At 45.0% G+C, this 18482-nt stretch carries 18 protein-coding genes and 1 other RNA gene; 9 read left to right on the top strand and 10 right to left on the bottom strand.

Going from position 1 to position 18482, the window contains the following annotated elements; genetic code table 11:
* The 5 genes from rnpB to RIC07_RS24460 form a co-directional block, all read right to left on the bottom strand.
* Window positions 1-425: RNase P RNA component class A (gene rnpB / locus RIC07_RS24480), an RNA gene on the bottom strand.
* Window positions 426-573: 148 nt separating this feature from the next.
* The gene (locus RIC07_RS24475; RefSeq protein WP_446396779.1) at window positions 574-1185 is read right to left on the bottom strand and encodes a hypothetical protein; all 612 of its coding nucleotides are present in this window, start codon (window positions 1183-1185) and stop codon (window positions 574-576) included.
* A 74-nt stretch (window positions 1186-1259) separates the two neighbouring features.
* Window positions 1260-2408 carry a magnesium/cobalt transporter CorA gene (corA, locus tag RIC07_RS24470; RefSeq protein WP_446351138.1) on the bottom strand — a complete coding sequence of 383 codons (1149 nt, stop codon included), beginning with the start codon at window positions 2406-2408 and terminating at the stop codon, window positions 1260-1262.
* A gap of 31 nt (window positions 2409-2439) precedes the next feature.
* Window positions 2440-3618: a hypothetical protein gene (locus RIC07_RS24465; RefSeq protein ID WP_446396778.1), complete on the bottom strand. Its 1179-nt coding sequence runs from the start codon at window positions 3616-3618 to the stop codon at window positions 2440-2442.
* Between the two features lie 875 nt (window positions 3619-4493).
* Window positions 4494-5066 carry a DUF924 family protein gene (locus tag RIC07_RS24460; RefSeq protein ID WP_446396777.1) on the bottom strand — a complete coding sequence of 191 codons (573 nt, stop codon included), beginning with the start codon at window positions 5064-5066 and terminating at the stop codon, window positions 4494-4496.
* A 288-nt stretch (window positions 5067-5354) separates the two neighbouring features.
* Here RIC07_RS24460 and RIC07_RS24455 point away from each other — a divergent pair, with 288 nt between their 5' ends.
* Together RIC07_RS24455 and RIC07_RS24450 are read left to right on the top strand one after the other, a co-directional pair.
* A complete protein-coding gene (locus RIC07_RS24455; RefSeq protein WP_446396776.1) occupies window positions 5355-6593 on the top strand; it encodes a family 10 glycosylhydrolase in 1239 nt (412 codons plus the stop codon).
* A 137-nt stretch (window positions 6594-6730) separates the two neighbouring features.
* Entirely contained in the window at window positions 6731-6934 is a 204-nt protein-coding gene (locus tag RIC07_RS24450; protein WP_446351858.1) for a DUF751 domain-containing protein, read from the top strand.
* A gap of 92 nt (window positions 6935-7026) precedes the next feature.
* Here the strand turns inward: RIC07_RS24450 and RIC07_RS24445 are convergent, their stop codons facing one another.
* Window positions 7027-7164 (bottom strand): hypothetical protein, encoded by a 138-nt coding sequence (locus RIC07_RS24445; protein ID WP_446396775.1) that lies wholly within the window; start codon window positions 7162-7164, stop codon window positions 7027-7029.
* Window positions 7165-7181: 17 nt separating this feature from the next.
* On the opposite strand from RIC07_RS24445, the gene rbfA reads away from it, so the two are divergent.
* The 3 genes from rbfA (at window position 7182) to RIC07_RS24430 (ending at window position 9744) form a co-directional block, all read left to right on the top strand.
* Window positions 7182-7580: a 30S ribosome-binding factor RbfA gene (gene rbfA, locus RIC07_RS24440; protein WP_446396774.1), complete on the top strand. Its 399-nt coding sequence runs from the start codon at window positions 7182-7184 to the stop codon at window positions 7578-7580.
* Window positions 7577-9223 (top strand): glycoside hydrolase family 3 N-terminal domain-containing protein, encoded by a 1647-nt coding sequence (locus RIC07_RS24435; protein ID WP_446396773.1) that lies wholly within the window; start codon window positions 7577-7579, stop codon window positions 9221-9223. Before rbfA ends, RIC07_RS24435 begins: the two co-directional genes overlap by 4 nt.
* Before the next feature lie 269 nt (window positions 9224-9492).
* On the top strand, window positions 9493-9744 hold the full coding sequence (locus RIC07_RS24430; RefSeq protein WP_446396772.1) for a DUF4327 family protein: 252 nt from the start codon (window positions 9493-9495) through the stop codon (window positions 9742-9744).
* A 537-nt stretch (window positions 9745-10281) separates the two neighbouring features.
* Here the strand turns inward: RIC07_RS24430 and RIC07_RS24425 are convergent.
* On the bottom strand, window positions 10282-10674 hold the full coding sequence (locus RIC07_RS24425) for a hypothetical protein (RefSeq protein ID WP_446396771.1): 393 nt from the start codon (window positions 10672-10674) through the stop codon (window positions 10282-10284).
* A gap of 111 nt (window positions 10675-10785) precedes the next feature.
* Window positions 10786-11136 carry a hypothetical protein gene (locus RIC07_RS24420; protein WP_446396770.1) on the bottom strand — a complete coding sequence of 117 codons (351 nt, stop codon included), beginning with the start codon at window positions 11134-11136 and terminating at the stop codon, window positions 10786-10788.
* Window positions 11137-11367: 231 nt separating this feature from the next.
* Between RIC07_RS24420 and RIC07_RS24415 the strand changes: the two genes are divergently transcribed.
* Window positions 11368-12276 (top strand): cation diffusion facilitator family transporter, encoded by a 909-nt coding sequence (locus tag RIC07_RS24415; RefSeq protein ID WP_446396769.1) that lies wholly within the window; start codon window positions 11368-11370, stop codon window positions 12274-12276.
* A gap of 215 nt (window positions 12277-12491) precedes the next feature.
* Here the strand turns inward: RIC07_RS24415 and hemJ are convergent, their stop codons facing one another.
* Window positions 12492-13094: a protoporphyrinogen oxidase HemJ gene (hemJ, locus tag RIC07_RS24410; protein ID WP_446347945.1), complete on the bottom strand. Its 603-nt coding sequence runs from the start codon at window positions 13092-13094 to the stop codon at window positions 12492-12494.
* Window positions 13095-13127: 33 nt separating this feature from the next.
* Complete coding sequence (locus RIC07_RS24405; RefSeq protein WP_446396768.1) at window positions 13128-14093, bottom strand: stage II sporulation protein M; 966 nt, start codon at window positions 14091-14093, stop codon at window positions 13128-13130.
* 121 nt (window positions 14094-14214) lie between these two features.
* Between RIC07_RS24405 and RIC07_RS24400 the strand changes: the two genes are divergently transcribed.
* The 3 genes from RIC07_RS24400 to RIC07_RS24390 all read left to right on the top strand — a co-directional run bounded on the left by RIC07_RS24400 (window position 14215) and on the right by RIC07_RS24390 (window position 18444).
* Entirely contained in the window at window positions 14215-15153 is a 939-nt protein-coding gene (locus tag RIC07_RS24400) for a hypothetical protein (protein WP_446396767.1), read from the top strand.
* A 43-nt stretch (window positions 15154-15196) separates the two neighbouring features.
* Window positions 15197-16006, top strand: a complete 810-nt coding sequence (locus tag RIC07_RS24395) for an RDD family protein (RefSeq protein WP_446396811.1) — start codon at window positions 15197-15199, stop codon at window positions 16004-16006.
* A 506-nt stretch (window positions 16007-16512) separates the two neighbouring features.
* Window positions 16513-18444 (top strand): protein kinase domain-containing protein, encoded by a 1932-nt coding sequence (locus RIC07_RS24390; protein WP_446396766.1) that lies wholly within the window; start codon window positions 16513-16515, stop codon window positions 18442-18444.
* Window positions 18445-18482 lie beyond the last annotated feature (38 nt).

Below are 18482 nucleotides of genomic sequence, written 5' to 3'. Positions count from 1 at the left end.
GGGAGAGAGTCGGACGTAAGCCGGGTTCTGTTCTCCTATATCACTAGGAGGGTAGTTATCTATCTGGGACGCCTGTTACCAGACGCCTCTAGCGGCTCTTTAAGCAGGAACTGGTAAAAGACCAACCGTAGTTCCTAACGACCTTGCACCCAACCGGGGTTTACCGAGCCAGCACCTCTCGATGCTGCTGGTGCGCTCTTACCGCACCTTTGCACCCTTACCAATTCATCTTATGTCCTTTGTCTTATGTCCTTGGTTATAGACATCAGACTGGTGACTGATGACGAATTGGCGGTATGTTTCTGTGGCACTATCCTCACGGTTGCCCGCACTGGGCGTTACCCAGCAAGTTTGGTCTTTCGGGAGCCCGGACTTTCCTCAGATTCACCACTTGGGTGAATCCGCAACCACCTGCGCCGACTCTCTCCTTAGTGATCTATTTTAATCGCCGATAAGGTAGAAGCGTGCGATCACTCCCATCGGGAAGTCTTCTTCCCCATCTCCCCTATCTCCCTCATCTCCCCCAGCTCCCCCAGCTCCCCCTCACCACAACACTCATTCAGCAACCCTTAATTATTTGGGTTGTAAGGCGAGAACCAGTGCTTTTTGCCAGGACAGATTTTTGGCGATGAACTGACAGCGTAGGTTGCAGGTACGTCCTTTTGTATTTGCTTCCGATATCTTTAAGAATAAACGCAAGTAAAAATAGTCGTTTTTGTCAGCCGCTGCTTGTAGGTTTTTAGGGGAAACAAGAGGAGAACCTATCTTTTCATCGCTAATCTCTTCTTTTAAGGTTTGACCAGGAAGAATTGTACTTGGCGATTGAGAGGCTGCCTCATTTTTGCCGGGAATCACGCGGATAGCTCGCCGAATGCGCTTGTCGAAATCACTGATAAAACACTGTTTCCAATCAATTTCTACAAAAACATCTTTGGATTTATTTTCAATACTCATGGATAATCGTTTCAGTTCATCCAATTCGTATTTATCGGCAAAGGAAAATTTTACGACTAGAAAGTCCTGTAGCTTATATTGTGACAACTCTTGATTTAGATGAGCCGCATCGGTTTCAAATTTCACCAGCTTATCTAAGGACTGAAAGGCTTGGTTAAAAACCAAGGCAACAACAATAAAATAAACGGTTAAAACTAATATATTTCGGGCTAATTCTGTCGCAAAATCCATAAACCCCAAGACTCCTAATTAATACACAAAAGCAAGCAAACCCATGATCGGTTATTAGTGGTCAGCACTTAACCTTAATCATGTTTGGCAAAGCGAGAATCCTCGAACCAGCCGCGACGCCAGAAAAAGAAGCATAAAGACGCCGCGATCGCGATCATCACGCCCCAACAGACAAAGTATCCCCAACGCCAGGTTAATTCTGGTATATATTGGAAGTTCATCCCATAAACCCCAGCGATAAAGGTGATGGGAATGAAAACCGTTGACATTACGGTCAAGACTTTCATTACCTCATTCATTTTATTGCTGACAGAGGACAAGTAAACATCCATTAAACCTGACGCCAATTCCCGATAGGTTTCTACCATATCAAGTACCTGAATCGTGTGGTCATAACAGTCCCGGAGATAAATACGAACATCTGAACTAATCAAATGGCTACCGTCGCGAATTAATGCATTAATCGCACTGCGTTGGGGCCAAATTGAACGGCGTAATGCCAGTAATTCCCGCCGAACCTGGTAAATTTTCTCCAGGGTTTGGTGATTAGGGTTGAGAATCACTTCATCCTCTAACGCTTCGATGCGTTCCCCATAGTCTTCCAGCACTGGAAAAAACCCATCAATGATCGCATCCAAGAGCGTATACGCCAGATAATCCGCACCCGCTTGCCGTATTTTACCTTTATGTCCCCGAATTCGAGCGCGTACTGGTTCAAAACAATCCCGTTCTGGTTCCTCCTGAAAGGTCAGTAAATAGGATTTTCCTAAGACAAAACTCACTTGCTCAATCCAAAACCCATCTTCTGTGGGTTTAGGCATGACCATCTGGGATATAATTAGTAACTGATCGGTATAATCTTCCACTTTAGGGCGCTGCGGAACATTAACCACATCCTCCAATAACAAGGGATGTAACCCCACAATTCGCCCCAAGCCTAATAAAATATCTTCACTACCTAACCCCTGAATATCCAGCCAAGATACGGATTCACTTGTCAGGTAAGGAGTACAAGCATCTGCGGTTAAATTGGTTACACGATTGGCGTGACTTTCATCGTAGTCAATCAAAACGATAAATGACGGACAAGCATCTTCATCAATGCTTAAGGTTCCCGGTAAACTCCCCGGCTCATCATAGAAATACTCAAATAGATCTTCGTCATCATCGTCATCATTGGATCTTGTGGCTAACTTGCTCCCTGGAAAATGGCGTTGTGTCATTTAGCGCTCCTTTTTATACTTAGGATAAGGATTATTCCGTGACTTGGCACAAATTCATTTTAATCCATTCAACTTCTTCTTTTAATCCCCCAGTATCCATCCAACCAACATATCCAGCAAATTTACAGTCATTTTTATTATCATAAACATAAACATGATGCACTTGAAGAGGATTGACAACGAGGTATAGGATTCCACTACTATCTGTGAAAATGAGCGGCTGTAAACTTCTATCGATCGGACTATCTTTGGTAAAATCCAACATTTTCTTGGTCATGCCGCGAACTTTATATAAACGATTAATCACATCTCGGATAATTCCTTGACTCCCCAGAATATTAGACGTAACTATATTAGCAGTTTGGGAACAATGCCAATAAGAACCATGAGCATCAGCTACACCTAATGCAAGTGCTGCTTCAAATTGACCAACAGCACGGGCAGCTTTTTCGGCTAGATTGGCATCAGTCGAGATATATTCATCTCGAAAATAAAGGTTATCAGAGGGTTGGAGATTTAAGCTTGACCGCAGCGGATAAGCAATCAAATCTGAGGAATGAATGATATTGCGCCATCTTAGCGGCTGGTTTTGATAACGATTGGCAAATTGTTTAAGTTTGTCGGGATTAACCTCTAACATCATATTCAGGAACAAAATGGGTGATCCCATTGTTGTGATGCTTTTGAGATGTACTTTTCTCATTGGTTCAGACTGGTTTAAGCCATGAATCATGGCTCGAATATCATGAGCTGGATCTTCGGGGCTGAATCTCTCGGAAAATAAGATATCCCATAGGATAACACTTCCCAGCGAGTGGGTAATGATATGGAGTTCTGTTTCTTCAGGATTCTTGGTCAGAAAATCGGCTAGCTGTTGGGCAATCAGATTTCTGATAGCAGCACCTCGTTCAGGATTTAGGTAACTTAAAAAATCTCCACCGAACTCTGATAGGAATCCTTCGCGAAATTCTCGATAACGGAAAATATCATCTGGGCTAGTTTGGGGATATTCTCTCTTAAGTTCCTGTAAGTCTTGATGAATACAGTTCCATATCTTGCCAACATCGTTTAGAACATTTGCCCAAAAACAAGAATAAAAATGGGGACGAGATTCTCCTAGTTGATCAAACTCTTCCTGAATGAGACGTTGTAGTGGATCGGCATATCTGACGTTGGACGTGGCAACACCGTGAATAAAAAATACGAGCATAGTTTAATCCTTCTCTGCCATTGTCTCATCCAGTGTTACCCAAAAAATAGGCGATCGGCAAATCTCAAACTGTGGACGTTTGCTCCTACAAATCCGCTGTAGGGGAGGGTTTAGCCGTTCACTTGCCAAAACCAGCCCTCTAATCCGTTCATTGGTCAATCAATATAATCTTATTCATGACGTTTATAGGCAGGGCGGGTTTTGTATTCTAGTTAGTCTGAAACTATCAAAGTTAATCCCTAAACCCGCCCCTACACATTAACGTAACCAATCCTGGATTTCTAATCACCTCTTCCCCAATCAGCAATTAAACTAAATCCGTCCTCTAATCCGTGCGTTGGTCAATCAATATAATCGTATTCATGACGTTTATAGGCAGGGCGGGTTTTGTATTATAGTTAGTCTGAAACTATCAAAGTTAATTCCTAAACACGCCCCTACACATTAACGTAACCAATCCTGGATTTCTAATTACCTCTTCCCCAATCAGTAATCAAACTAAATCCGTCCTCTAATCCGTGCGTTAGTCAATCAATATAATCTTATTCATGACGTTTATAGGCAGGGCGGGTTTTGTATTCTAGTTAGTCTGAACTATCAAAGTTAATCCCTAAACCCGCCCCTACACATTAACGTAACCAATCCTGGATTTCTAATTACCTCTTCCCCAATCAGCAATTAAACTAAATCCGTCCTCTAATCCGTGCGTTGGTCAATCAATATAATCTTATTCATGACATTTATAGGCAGGGCGGGTTTTGTATTCTAGTTAGTATGAACTATCAAAGTTAATCCCTAAACCCGCCCCTACACATTAACGTAACCAATCCTGGATTTCTAATCACCTCTTCCCCAATCAGCAATCAAAAAGCAGATCAAAATGAGGAACCTGGTTGTTTAAGAAATACCACTTCTTCCGGTGTACTTTCTCGACCCAGAATTGGGTTACGATGGGGAAATCGCCCAAAACGTTCAATTACCTTGAGATGGCGATAGGCGTAATCAATCGTACTGGCGCTGTCTGGATCATTTTTCAGTGTGGAAAATAACTCAACACACCGACGCTGGTGGGCTAAGTTCTCACTATGTTCATAGGGCATATAAATAAACCAACGCTGTACCGGGAGCAATTGTTGGTCAAAACCCTGTGACACCGCATGTTGGGCGATGGCTAAAGCTTGAGAGTCAGTAGCAAAGGCTTGAGGTTGACCCCGAAACATATTGCGGGGAAATTGATCTAACAGTAGAATCAGTGCCAGACAGCTATAAGGCGATTCCTGCCAGTGGTTGAGTTGACCCGTCGTCGCTTGTTGATACTCGTCCAAAAAGCGCGATCGCACTTCTTCGTCAAAGGCTGAATTTTTGGTAAACCAAGCCTGACGAGGTTTCCCATACCCTGGGGTATCTGGCTCTCCAAACCAAAACGCTAAAATTTTGTCCTTTGTCATTCGTCCTTTGTCCTTTGTCATTACTGTAGGGACAACCCCCTTGCATCAATTAAGAATTGCTTTGTACTCAATTGGGTGGGATCGCCCTCTCCTCAACGTTCCCTGACATGATCCCAATGGGGTGAAGAACGCGATCGCAACCGAGAATGAGCAAATGAAGCAATGGGTTAAGCTAGGAGTAAGCGGATCTGGGTTTCTAGCCAGGTTGCTCCTCACCCTCTACAGCAACTGCAACCAGAATCTCTTTCTCCAAGCTGTGTCATCATTAAACCATTACGCTTTGTTGTCATGCCAGCGAAAAAAGAAAAGAAGGGATGTGGATGTGCTTCTATTCCCATTTCATTAATCCTTGTTTTGTTAGGTGTTGGTTATTGGGGATTTATGCAGCGAGACACTCTACTTGCTCATCTCAATATCCGCCAATTTTTGCCGAATAATCAACAAAGTCATCAACAACCGACTCCATCGAATCCTCAACCCCCAACCCCAACTGATTTAACTCCTACGCCTAGTCCAAGCGCATCGGTTGCTACTTCTCCCGTAGAACCTGTTACTCCGACTGAGACACCCACACCTAATCCACAAGCTTCACCATTACCCACCACCCCCAAGCCATCCCCATCCCCTCAAACACCTTGGCAGAAAAAGGAAATCCGAGGAATTTATTTAAGTCGGTATCAAGCCACGAATAATGCTACTGAAAAAATGATTCGTGAACGAGTCCGTTATTATCGCGCTCAAGGAATCAATACAATTATTCATGGAGTTTGGGGTAATGGTTGCACCATGTATCCCAGTGAGGTGATGCAGCAAACCTTCGGATACAACAGTTGTCCTAACGAATTTCAAGACCAATGGTTAGAGTGGTTGATTGATGAAGCGCACAAGCAGGGAATGGAAGTTCACGCCTATTTTGAGAAGGGAATTAAAATTGATAAAAATAGCCCGATATTTGACAGGGCGATCGCTCAACGATGGATTGTGCCTGGGGTAGATAAAACTTATGCGGGTATTGATCACTACTTACTGGATGTAGAACTCCCAGAGGTAGCGACTTTTTTCAAAAAGATATTAGTTGAGTTTGTGCAAAAGTATCCGACGATTGATGCCGTGCAGTGGGATGATTACCTAGGATATCATGCTGACTTACCCGGAAAAGTCGATCGCACGACCCATTTGACGAATTTTGTCCAGCAAATGATCGCTGACATGAAGAAAGCTAACCCAGCCGTTAGTTTTGACCTTTGCCATCATAATCCTTATTGGAGTAAACGCTATTTTGCGGCAGATTGGAAAAACTGGAATGTCGATCGAGCTTTTATTCAAATCTATAACGACGACAATTTTCAGCAAGAGCTAGACTATGCTGAAAATTATGCAGGAGTGGCTATTTCTGATCAGCAGTTGTATCGTTTAAAAGAACTGGTGAATAACAGCAAAATTAAGAGCATTTTAGTGTTCCCTTCATCGGGGAAACCTGAAGAGGCGGCGGCTTCTATCAAAAAGTTTACTTCTATAAATCAATAACCGCCTCAAGCTAGAGGTTCAGCGAAATAAGATATAGTGCATAATGGCAGATGTTTCTGCCTCTGTGCTAACGGCAGCCATGTTTCAGACATGCCATGGTATGTCTGAGAACTCCAAGATACAGTTACAAAGGGAAAATGAAAGACTTTTTGCAAAACATTAGCCGATATCCTCGTTACCTGATTAGTATATCCTTGGGCATCTTCTTTGCCTTATTTGAACGCTTTAAGCCAGTCCTGAGTAATCCGGTGAGTGCGATCGCGCTCGTGGGTCTGGTTGTGGGGACATTTCTGTTCCTAGTTTTCACCCTGCGTGCCATGCTAGGACTGAATCCAGTTTAGGAGATTAGGGAGTGAGGGAGATGGGGGAGCAGGGGGAGCAGGGGGAGCTGGGGAAGATGGGGAAGATGAGGGAGATAGGGAAGATGGGGAAGTTAACTCAAAACGCTTACCTGTTCCCTGTTCCCTGTTCCCTGTTCCCTAACAAATGACCAATGACAAATGACAAATGACCAATGACCAATGACAAATGACCAATGACCAATGACGAATGACGAATGACGAATGACCACTTAGTAAAGGGGGCGTTATGGCTACAAATCGCCGTGTGTCTAGGGTTTCCTCGCTGATTCAGCAGGAAGTCAGTCAAATGTTATTGCACGATATCAAAGATGACCGTGTTGGTGCTGGAATGGTCAGTGTTACCGATGTCGATGTTTCGGGTGACTTGCAACATGCCAAAATTTATGTGTCAATCTACGGCACTGAAGAGGCAAAATCGGAAACGATGGCAGGTTTACAATCAGCTACGGGTTTTGTCCGCCGCGAATTAGGTCGGCGGGTGCGCTTGCGTCGTACCCCAGAGGTCGTCTTTATTGAAGACCGAGGCTTAGAACGTGGCGCTCGTATGTTGACACTATTGAATCAACTCTCACAAGAACGTCGCCGTAAGGGACTTGATGATCAGGTTCCTGAGACAGAAGAATGAATCCCTTACCCGATATTCAGTCTCTCTCCTTGGCGCAACAGGTGGCGCAGATGGTTGTGGTGCGGGCGTCTGGCTACCTGTTTGACCATCAAATTCAGTATCCGGCTTGGGAGCCTCCAGCCGCTAAATTGCAGCACTGGATACAGGATTGGGGCGTGGGCGGTGTGATTTTATTGGGTGCGAGTGCTGGAGAATTGGCGCTGCGATCGCAACAATTACAAGAGTATGCCCCAATCCCCTTATTGATTGCCGCTGATATTGAAGAAGGAGTCGGTCAACGGTTTGCGGGGGCGACTTGGTTTCCGCCACCGATGGCAATGGGGGCGATTGCCTGTGAGAATCTGGATAAAGCCCAATACTATGCTCGACAAAAGGGGGCGATTACCGCTCAAGAAGCCTTAGCAATTGGGATTAACTGGATTCTCGCACCCGTCGTTGATGTGAATAATAACCCGCAAAACCCAGTGATTAATGTGCGGGCGTTTGCGGATACGCCGGAAACGGTGAGTCAATTGGCTTGTCAGTTTATCCGGGGGACACAAGACTATCCGGTGTTAACCACGGCGAAACATTTCCCGGGTCATGGGGATACGGCGATCGATTCTCATTTAAATTTACCGATATTATCTCATTCGCGATCGCGACTAGCCGAGATCGAGTTTCCCCCGTTTCAAGCGGCGATGGCGGCGGGTGTGGATGCGGTGATGACGGCTCATTTGCTGATCCCCAGCTTGGATGAGCAATTTCCGGCGACGTTATCCGAAAAAGTTTTAACCCAAGTGCTGCGCCAAGAGTTGGGGTTTGAAGGGTTGATTGTCACCGATGCTTTAATTATGGGTGCGATCGCGAATCGTTATGGCGCAACGGAAGCCCCGGTAAAAGCGGTGGAAGCGGGGGCGGATATTTTACTGATGCCCGTTAACCCAGAAACCACGATTCAAGCCATCTGTGAGGCGGTAACGGCGGGACGAATTTCACGCGATCGCATTCTGGCATCTGTGGAACGGATTTGGCAGGCGAAGACGAAGATGAGCAGGGGTGCAGAAGTACCAGTGAGCCAGAGTGATCCCTCTCAACGGTTATCGTTTCTAGATCATCTCGCTCAACCGACGGCGATTCAGACAGTTACTCATATACTCCGCGATTCTCAACAGGTTGGCGGTTCCCTTCCCCTGCGCTCAAAACCCCTTGCCAATAGTTCTCAGGGACGTAACCTAATCATTGTGGATGATATTCTCACCTGTGATGTTTTGGGGCGAAATGCTCCAGCCGTTACTATCCCCCAACAGTTTGGCTACCAACTGCAATGGGTGGATCGCCATACGCCAGGGATATCCAGGGAGGAGAATGATCGGCTGATGCCCACGCTGCTACAGCTTTTTATTCGCGGTAATCCATTCCGGAATACGGCTGGGTTAACCACCGTGGCGATGAATTGGCTACAGGGGTTATTAAAAAATCAAATCTTAGAGGCATTGGTAATTTACGGTAGCCCCTACATCCTAGAACAGTTCCGACCCCACCTCAGAGCCCAAACGCCTTACATCTACTCCTACGGACAGATGCCAGAAGCGCAGGCGATCGCACTTGAGGTATTATTTGATCAGATTGAATCTGGTTATGGGTTAACAGAATTTATTTAAGTTTTATTAATTAGGTTGCCGCGATCCCGATCCCTTTCTCAGAAACGGTCTGAGTGTCAATTCCCTAAATTAACCGCCTGACTAGGGTTTCAGCCTGTAATCGGTAGCTAGCCGACGGGGATATAATTTTTATCTTTGGTAATTTTTATTCATAAATTGAATAAATTTGTAACTTCCTATACGGAACGAGATACCTTTTCAGGCTAGCCAAATTCGTTTATAGTTAGAACGTAGCTTGATCTTTAGTCAGGATGATATCTATGAGTCCGATGAGCCTTCAAACCGTTCCCTCTACTCCCTCTACTCCCTCGATTCGATATTCCATTGATGTGATTCAAGAAGAAGCACGTCAACTCGTGGAGAAAGGAGTAGTCAGCCGTCAGCAACCCATCTACGTTCTTTGTCAATACATTCCCGCTCGCGAATGGGTTTGTGTGGAATGCGAACTAGAGCTATGCGATTTCTTGCTGAGAGACCGCATTGGTGATTTAATTGGTTCCGAAGAATGGGAAAATGATTAGATAGCCTCAGTTGAGAGAGAGTTTGTCTCGGCGCTAATGTAAGGAGTTAGACAAAATTGGCTCTGCAAACGTTCTATCGTTGCGTTGTCATTGGCGATATGATTGAGGAATTGCCGAGTCAAGGCAAGTGTGGATTGAGTTTGGCAAACCCTTTGATGATTAGGCTTGAGTCCTAGCGATCGCACCTGATACAACCCTTAGAAAAGGAAACCGCTTAACAAAGCACCAATGTAATTACCTATTAAAATTTGGATAACCGGAAATAGTAGGGGCGCACAGACGTGCGCCCTTACCAACGTTTGAGAACTGCTTAGAACAGAAAGCGTACCCAGCGACGTAAGCACCAAATTTTCCTTCGACAGAGGGTTAATATCATGTCCTAACGATTACCCATAATTAGGACAGACGCGAAGACGCTCCAGACACGGAGAAATTTCTATTAGGGGGTTTGACCGGACATGATATGAAACCATTGCAAGAAAGCCTATTCCCTATTCCCGATCCCAACCACAAGACTGATTCAGCAGCCCCTACTCACTATTGATTCGAGTCAGGATTACGCATCTGCTCCAACTCAGTGCGGATCAGAGCAATTTGCACCGTCAGTTCTTCAAGTTCTTGTTGGGTACTTCTAGACGTGGTTCCCGTTGGTGGTGTTGAACCGCTATCGCTAGGTGTTGATGGTGTAGCTGAGTCTGTCGGTTGGTTCATTTGGCTGAACATCTGTCCAATCAAGCGTTGAGCCTCTTGCTCGGTTTTTTCGCCTTTTTTCGACAACTCAGTAACCTGTTGGTTGAAGTCTAAGTTGAGCAGGGACAGGTTTTCTTCCCGCTTTTGCTCATCTTGGAGACTTTCGATGAGGGAAGTGGTCGCCCCCAACGATACACGAAAGCCAGTTTGTAAAGCGTCTTGGATATTGTTAGAATTCATGCGTCAATAAAGTTGACCTGTTGCTTATTTTACAATACTTTACACTATCCAGCCGAAAGGCAAGGACGAGGAGCCTGAGATCTAGGTCATCCTCTTGATTTTGGTCACTCATCAACCAACTTGTTCGATATACTGATTGACATCCTCAATCACCCGAGTCAGTTCAGCTTCCGTACTCAAACGGATGCGTTCATCCCGCAGTGTGATTAGAACTTTAGCCGCAAAGGGACTGGGGTAAATATTGGGATTGCAGAAAATTTCCAAGAAAACATCCCCAGTATATTGGTACTCTATTGGTTTTTGCGGACTAGGCTTACTGGTACTGCCTGGGGCTTGAGCCGTAGCTTTTAAAGTTTGTACAAGTTGGGCGAGTGCCTTTTGTAAATTTTGGGCAGCTTCCGGCGTAAATTTGAATGATACAGACCCTTGAGCCAGATTGAGGGTAAGTTGAGCTGGAACCATGAGCAATAAATCTTAATAATGAGCGCTTACTGATAGAAGATGGTAATTGAGTCCTTCCGAAAATCTACCAAAGAATGAGGCGTTTTGGCACACAATTCCTAGAAAAACTTGCAAGAAGCCGGCAAAAATTTAGGAAGCTTGGAGAATTAAAAGTATTAAATGGCAAGGGTTTCAGTCATTTATCCGACTAAACTAAGAGTAGAGGAAAGTTGTGATCAAGGGGCAACGATCATGCCAGCCGACAAACGTGCTGAAGTTCGCAAGGTATTGCTGATTACCCTGCTGTTAAATGTATTCGTGATGGCATTGAAAGCCATTGTCGGCATTTTAACCGGGTCTTTGAGTTTACAAGCTGATGCGTTGCACAGTGTCACCGATAGTGCCAATAATGTTTTGGGTTTAGTGGCGAATCGCTTCTCCTCTCCTCATCCCGATCGCGAACATCCCTATGGTCATCAGAAGTTTGAAGGCGTAGGCGCTTTGGGGATTGCGGCATTTTTAGGCATTGCTTGTTTTGAAATTCTCAAAGGCACCATCGAGAGGATTGTCAACGGTTTGACGCCGATCACGATCGCAGCGCCAGAGTTATGGTTACTGCTGATTGTCTTAGGCGTGAATATTTTCGTTACCTTCTATGAAAGAAATGTGGGGAAGCGGGTGGGAAGTGCGATTTTGATAGCGGATGCTCAACACACGATGAGTGATGTCTGGGTAACGATTACGGTTTTGGTGGGATTGATTGGTATCTGGCAAGGACGACTATGGAATCTGCCCCAACTCCAATGGTTAGATGTGATTCTCGCCTTTCCTGTCGCCCTGTTAGTCTTTCGCAGTGGCTGGGAAGTGTTAACGGATAACTTACCCTGGTTAGTCGATCAAGTCGCGATCGCACCCGAAGCGATTCAAGCCATTGTTATCCAAGTTCCTGGAGTCATCAACTGCCACGATATCGCCTCTCGTGGCGTCTTGGGGCGTCAAGTCTTCATTGAAATGCATCTGATTGTTGATGCTAAAGACGTGGAAACCGCCCACCAAATTACCGAAGTGGTGGAGGATCGATTAGAAGAACGCTTTAATCCAGTGCGCGTGTTGATTCATGTCGAACCTCCAGCTTACGAGTCGGATCGGATTACCTTTTAACCCCTCAGAAGCCCTGGAAAAAGCCTGACTTTTCCACAGATCATGCCACTTTTCCACAGAAACCCGTTAGTTTTCCACAAAAGATAAGGAACTGTTAATCCCAATGTTTACTCTTCTTAACCAGAAGAGACGTTCCGGCAGAACGTCTCTACCACAGTTGGTTTGTCCTTAGCGATATGTATCCTGCTATAGAAGAGTGTTACTGAAATGATCCGTTAAGCCGATACCTGTTCAGTCATCTCGTCACTGGTTGCTGAGGAGGCTTCTGCCAGACGTTTTTCCTTATCCCGCTTCCGTTTTTTCGCGTAGAGTTGAATCGATGCTGCCATCGCAATCACCAGAGCAAAGATTCCCCAAGCAGTAATATCCGTGGGTAAACTATTCTTAAATACAGCCAGTAAAACGATCGCCACGAGTAAGACAGTGGGGGCTTCATTGAGGGCGCGGAACTGTTGACCCGTCCATTGACAGTCTCCAGAGGCTAACCGTCGCATCAACCGACCACAGTAAAAATGATAAGCCAGCAACACCACAACGAACCCCAGCTTCGCGTGCATCCAACCCGATTTTAAAACCTCTGGTTCAGTCGTGAGTAGACCAATTGCCATGGCAACCGTCACCACCATTCCCGGTGTGGTAATGATGTTGTAGAGACGCTTCTCCATGATTTGGTATTGATTTTTCAGAATCGTTTGCGCGGGTTCTGCTTCCTGAGAGGCTTCTGCATGATAGACAAAAAGACGCACGAGGTAGAATAACCCAGCAAACCAGACAACAATGCCAATTAAGTGAAATGCCTTATACCAGAAGTAAGCCATAAATTATCCCGTTACAATTGCCAATTCCTTATTTTAAGATGGATTACGGCTTAAGGGACGAGTGCAGTAAAGGACTAAAAGGGTAAACAGTCCCACACCAGCCACATATTTAATCAAATCTGGAACCAGAGGACTCGGTGAGAAAAAACCTTCAATGATCCCAGCAATAATTAGCATTGGCACAATGCCAAAGACTAACTGGGCGGCTTGAGACCCATACACTTTAATCGCATCAACCCGACGATAGTGTCCAGGAAACAGAATTCCGCGACCAATTAACAAACCTGCACCCCCAGCGAGGAAAATAGCGGGAAGTTCCAGGGAACCATGGGGGAATACAAACGCCCAGAAGGGATACGCCAAATTATTTTGACCGACTAATGTGGCGACAGCACCAATATGCAAGCCGTTGAATGCCATCAGGAAGATCGTATAGGCACCTGCTGTAATGCCACCCGCAACCGCACCAAAGGAGACACGGATATTGTTAATCATAATATTGCTAGAGGCTAACGGTTCAATGCCCACAATCGAACCCATCCATAATTCTCCGCGATCGCGCACCTTCTCGATCAAATGATCCGGAACCACCAGCGACATAAACACCGGATCAGTCCAAGCCAACCACCACGCCACCAGCGCCGCCCCTAAAAAAATTGCTGTGGCGATGGCAGTGTAACCCCAAGTGCGCTGCACCACCTCTGGAAACCCCCAGCGACAAAACTGCCACACGGCTTGCCATTCCTGACGTCGAGATCCTTGATATATTTGGTTATAGCCGCGAGAGGTCAACCGTTGTAAATCTTGCACCAGGAGAGTTCCCACCTGGTTGGTTCTCGCCCGGGCTAAATCCGCCGATACCGAACGATATAAACTCGCCAGTTCCCGAATTTCCCCCGCCTGTAACGACTTTAACCCTTTTTTTTCCACTTGCCGCAACAGAGTATCCAACCGCTTCCAATTGGGTTCCCGCCGCGCAATCCAACGTTGAATATTCATGAAATTTCACTGAAGATTCTGCCTAACTTAGCTTAAGATAGCTTTAAATTCAGCCTTTCACCGATCAGGAGATGTTTAGCCAATGTCCCAGAATCCCGACCCCCGCCAATCCATGGGACCCTTGAGTGTAGGTAATGTAGTTAGCGCTGGCTTGCGGCTGTATCGCGATCACCTGAAAGTCTATTTAGGTGTCGCTTTCCGGGCAACGTTGTGGTCGCTGATTCCCTTTTTAGGCTTTATTATCATTGTTGTTGGAACTGTGTTTATCGCTCAACCTGATTCCACATCGGCTTCCCCTGCTGACTTCTCAGCTTTAGGGTGGATTTTATTGTTAACTCTTATAATTGGTTTTCCTCTTTCCATTTATTGCATCGCTAAATCTCTTGTAAATTCAGCAATTATACCAAGATTAGCCTTTGGCGAAATTATTTATAATCCTGAATTGATTCGACAAATTCGTAAAATATTGAATTCTAAATTTTGGCAATTTTTGTTTTTGCAAATTCTTTTGTTTTTTATTTTAGTTGGAGTCAATATAGGGTTGTCCATATTGCAATTTTTATTATTTAATTTACCTGCAATTATGTTAGAAAATTTATTAAATAATTCATTAATTAGTGGGATATGGTTAATTATTGGAAATATAGCTTCTCTAATTGCTTACTTATGGTTTTTGGCGCGAATTTTTATACCTGAGGCAACTCTGGCTATAGAAAATGATATCAATTGTATTGAAGCGATTAGTCGTAGCTGGGAATTGACTAAAGGCTTTGCTTGGCGAATCCAAGGAATAATTGTTTTGGCATTTTTAATTACATTACCGATTTATATCATTGCTATATTACCTTTGATGTTTACGATAATTTATTTTCGTCCCTTATTCCAAAATTCTCCCGATGAAGTTTTTGGAATAATCTCTGTTACCTTCTTGTTCACAGGAATCATATTTTTGCTAGCTAATATTGTAGTCCTACCCCTCTGGCAATCAGTTAAAGGTGTTATCTACTATGACCTCCGCAGTCGTCGGGAAGGGTTGGGGATGCAGCTACGAGACGAGTGATCGCGCTAACCTATTAACGGCTAACGGCTATAACTTGACTGCCATGCGATTTTTTAACCGAGTCACGCTGCAAACTCCAGAAAGTGTTGAACTAGAATTCACGCTCGCCGGAATCGGCAATCGAGCCTATGCCCTGTTAATTGACTATATTGTTTGGGGCTTAATTCTCATTATTTTCCTACTTACTTGGGCATTTTTATCCCTTCAATTTATTGGTGTTATTGAAGATTTAATCGGCAGTGAAACCCAGTTAGAGCTTTGGTTGATTTCCATCCAACTTTTACTTTACTTTTTTATCTATGTCGGTTACTTTGTTTTCTTTGAAACCTTATGGCAAGGGCAAACGCCGGGAAAGCGCTATGTGAAAATTCGCGTCATTCGCGATGATGGCAGACCCGTGAGACTTCAGCAAGCCACGTTACGGGCTTTACTACGACCCGTTGATGATTTATTTTTTCTGGGAGTATTTTTCATCGCCTTAGGAAAACGCGAAAAGCGAATTGGAGATTGGGTTGCTGGAACCTTAGTGATTCAGGAAGAACAACCCCTTACCGCCGCCAACTTTTCGCTATCGGAATCAGCCACAACTCTGGCAAATCAACTCCAGACTCAAGCTGATTTATCTCGCTTATTACCCGATGATTTTGCCGTCATTCGAGAGTATTTACAACGGCGTGGAGGGATGACAACACAATCCCGCACGCAGTTAAGCCGACAACTGGCGAGTCAGGTGAAAGACATCATTGATCTGGAAAATGTGCCTCAAAAGGTGACGGCAAATGTCTTTCTTGAGGCGGTGTATCTAGCCTATCAGCAGCAATCTTCAACTGATTCTAGCCGTTACTCTGGATAAACTGAAAATCGGTGATCCAGATCATTGCCAGCAAAGGGCTGAACTCAAACCAATCGCTACCGCGATCGGTCACACTGGGAATACTCGATTAGGTACTTGTGATAGACCTTGTGATAGAGTAAGCCTTTCAATGATCGCCCGATTGCGATTATCCTAAAAAATAAGGGGTGCAAAAGTCTATCGAATCCAATTTCAGAAAGGAAGCGCTGATCACTTGGCTCACGAAGCGCTTTGACCGATGCTGGGTGCTAGTGCAGCGCCCTTGGAAATACTTGAGCAGCTTCGTAGATACGATGAAGCTGAGGGAGCAATGTAGAGACGCGCCATGGCGCGTCTGGGAGCTGGGAGAGATAGTAGCTGTTCACAGTTATTTCCGTCTTCTTGCACTAGGATGCCATACAGTGAATAAAGGCGCGAACAGCAAACATGGAGGGAATTCGTGATGCATTCAACACCGATTGATTGTTACCTTGCCGGATTAGCAGCGACAATGAAGTTAGACTAATGTGCAAATTGCAGTTTCGTTTGATCAGATGGCTTTTGCTGACAACCTAGATACAACTCTCATGACCGATATTATACTTAGTGGGCGCTACCGCGTTATTCGTCAGCTTGGAGCGGGTGGGTTTGGAACCACCTTTCTCGCAGCAGATCAACAATTACCAGGTCATCCTTGGTGTGTTGTCAAGCAACTGAAGCCAAAAACCACTGATTCGGCGATGTTGCAGACAGCAAGACGTTTATTTAATACCGAAGCCGAGGTTCTGTACAAATTAGGAAACCATGAGCAAATTCCACGACTGTTTGCTCACTTTGAAGAAAATCAAGAATTTTATTTAGTCCAAGAATTTATCGAAGGTGATAGTCTATCTAAACTTTTACCCCAGGGTAAGCCATTAAAAGAAGCACTTGTTATTCGGCTATTACAAGAGATTTTAAGGATTCTGGAATTTGTTCACCAGCATCAAGTGATTCACCGGGATCTTAAACCCGCCAATATCATCAAACGCCAATCTGATAATAAAATTGTTTTAATTGATTTTGGTGCGGTTAAACAAATCAGTACTCAACCCGTGGAAACTCATGAACCAACGGCGCTGACGATTGCCATTGGTTCAGCAGGGTATATGCCCAATGAACAATTAGCCGGAAAACCTCGCTTTAGCAGTGATATCTATGCGGTGGGGATGATTGGTCTCCAAGCATTGACTGGATTACATCCCAAACACTTGCCCCAAGACCCCGAAACCAGTGAATTTAGCTGGCGCAATCAACTCAATATTAGCCCAGGACTTGGTTATGTCATTGATAAAATGGTGCGCTATGACTTCCGTCAGCGTTACCCTTCCGTCACAGCAGTTCTGGCTGATCTGAATAATTTAAGTCATTACAATTCGGGTATCATTACATTCCCTGCTGGGAAAGGGAACCTTGGGCAACGGGGAAAAACCCCAGAGTCAAAATTGACCAATATGCCCACTCGGATGTTAAAGAAAACTAGCGGAGCAACGGGTCAGTCGGGCATGAGAAATTCTGCCCAATCATTGACCGGAACCGGAGAAAATTCGGCAGCGACATCGCGCAAACATCCTCGAAATTCAGCCCTCAACAATCCCACATCAGAGGCAAATCTTGATAACCAAGATGCTACGGCGCAATGGGATTATGCTCCGGACGCACCAACGCAGATTATCAAGGATGAATCGGAGGCGAGTCCCCAGAGAGCGGTTGCGTCCAAGTCCAATCCCTCTAAATCCTTCTCTCCAGCCAAAAAACCGATTCAGTCGAATTGGCTTAATCTGCTGAAAGGGAAAAAAACCAAATGGATAGCAGCCGTCGGCTTGCTGATTGTTGCAGTAGCGGTGACTCCTTTCTATGTGTATTGGCAACAGCGTCCGTTTTCTAATCAGGTTTCTTCTCCATCCACAGACACCGCCAACGATAGCGAGTCAACTGTCTCAGAGAATCAAAACACCGCAAAATCTACTCTATCTCCCAATGAACCTCAACCAATCTTACCCACCCACACTGTCCTGACCCCCTCACCCTTGCCGCCGATTGATTTAGCGGGAGAATTAGAGGCAAAATCGTTTATTAATTCGGTGAATAAAAGCCAACAAATTTTCTATTTACAACATGGACAATTTGCCTCTAGCTTCGAGGAGTTGGCAATTCCCTTGCAATCACAACCTGAATCTTACGAGTATCAGATCGTCTCCGCGAATCAACAGCAGGCGCTGGTTACGGCGCAAGCCAAAAAACCGGATTTAAGGAGTTATACCGGAGCAGTGTTTGTCACTGGAGAATCAACGAGTGATCAAATCTGCCAAACGAATCAACCGTCACAAACGCCTCCCAGTCAACCGGAAGTGGTGGAGAATACTATTCAATGTCCGGCGGGTTCTTCGCCACCATCTGAAGCAAGTAATCAGTCGTAGGGGTGATGGGGGAGCAATGTAGAGACGTAGCATGCTAC

It is taken from the genome of Coleofasciculus sp. E1-EBD-02, assembly GCF_040218245.1.
GTDB lineage: Bacteria > Cyanobacteriota > Cyanobacteriia > Cyanobacteriales > Coleofasciculaceae > Coleofasciculus.
This window is presented reverse-complemented; position numbering and strand designations above follow the sequence as displayed.

What these genes read in the sequence shown, in the direction of transcription:
- RIC07_RS24420 (WP_446396770.1), bottom strand. Translation starts at nt 11,136, where the DNA reads ATGGTTCCAGCTCAACTTACCCTCAATCTGGCTCAAGGGTCTGTATCA.
- RIC07_RS24455 (WP_446396776.1), top strand. Translation starts at nt 5,355, where the DNA reads ATGCCAGCGAAAAAAGAAAAGAAGGGATGTGGATGTGCTTCTATTCCC.
- RIC07_RS24425 (WP_446396771.1), bottom strand. Translation starts at nt 10,674, where the DNA reads ATGAATTCTAACAATATCCAAGACGCTTTACAAACTGGCTTTCGTGTA.
- RIC07_RS24415 (WP_446396769.1), top strand. Translation starts at nt 11,368, where the DNA reads ATGCCAGCCGACAAACGTGCTGAAGTTCGCAAGGTATTGCTGATTACC.
- RIC07_RS24395 (WP_446396811.1), top strand. Translation starts at nt 15,197, where the DNA reads ATGCGATTTTTTAACCGAGTCACGCTGCAAACTCCAGAAAGTGTTGAA.
- corA (WP_446351138.1), bottom strand. Translation starts at nt 2,408, where the DNA reads ATGACACAACGCCATTTTCCAGGGAGCAAGTTAGCCACAAGATCCAAT.
- RIC07_RS24405 (WP_446396768.1), bottom strand. Translation starts at nt 14,093, where the DNA reads ATGAATATTCAACGTTGGATTGCGCGGCGGGAACCCAATTGGAAGCGG.
- RIC07_RS24450 (WP_446351858.1), top strand. Translation starts at nt 6,731, where the DNA reads ATGAAAGACTTTTTGCAAAACATTAGCCGATATCCTCGTTACCTGATT.
- RIC07_RS24435 (WP_446396773.1), top strand. Translation starts at nt 7,577, where the DNA reads ATGAATCCCTTACCCGATATTCAGTCTCTCTCCTTGGCGCAACAGGTG.
- RIC07_RS24460 (WP_446396777.1), bottom strand. Translation starts at nt 5,066, where the DNA reads ATGACAAAGGACAAAATTTTAGCGTTTTGGTTTGGAGAGCCAGATACC.
- RIC07_RS24475 (WP_446396779.1), bottom strand. Translation starts at nt 1,185, where the DNA reads ATGGATTTTGCGACAGAATTAGCCCGAAATATATTAGTTTTAACCGTT.
- rbfA (WP_446396774.1), top strand. Translation starts at nt 7,182, where the DNA reads ATGGCTACAAATCGCCGTGTGTCTAGGGTTTCCTCGCTGATTCAGCAG.
- RIC07_RS24465 (WP_446396778.1), bottom strand. Translation starts at nt 3,618, where the DNA reads ATGCTCGTATTTTTTATTCACGGTGTTGCCACGTCCAACGTCAGATAT.
- RIC07_RS24430 (WP_446396772.1), top strand. Translation starts at nt 9,493, where the DNA reads ATGAGCCTTCAAACCGTTCCCTCTACTCCCTCTACTCCCTCGATTCGA.
- hemJ (WP_446347945.1), bottom strand. Translation starts at nt 13,094, where the DNA reads ATGGCTTACTTCTGGTATAAGGCATTTCACTTAATTGGCATTGTTGTC.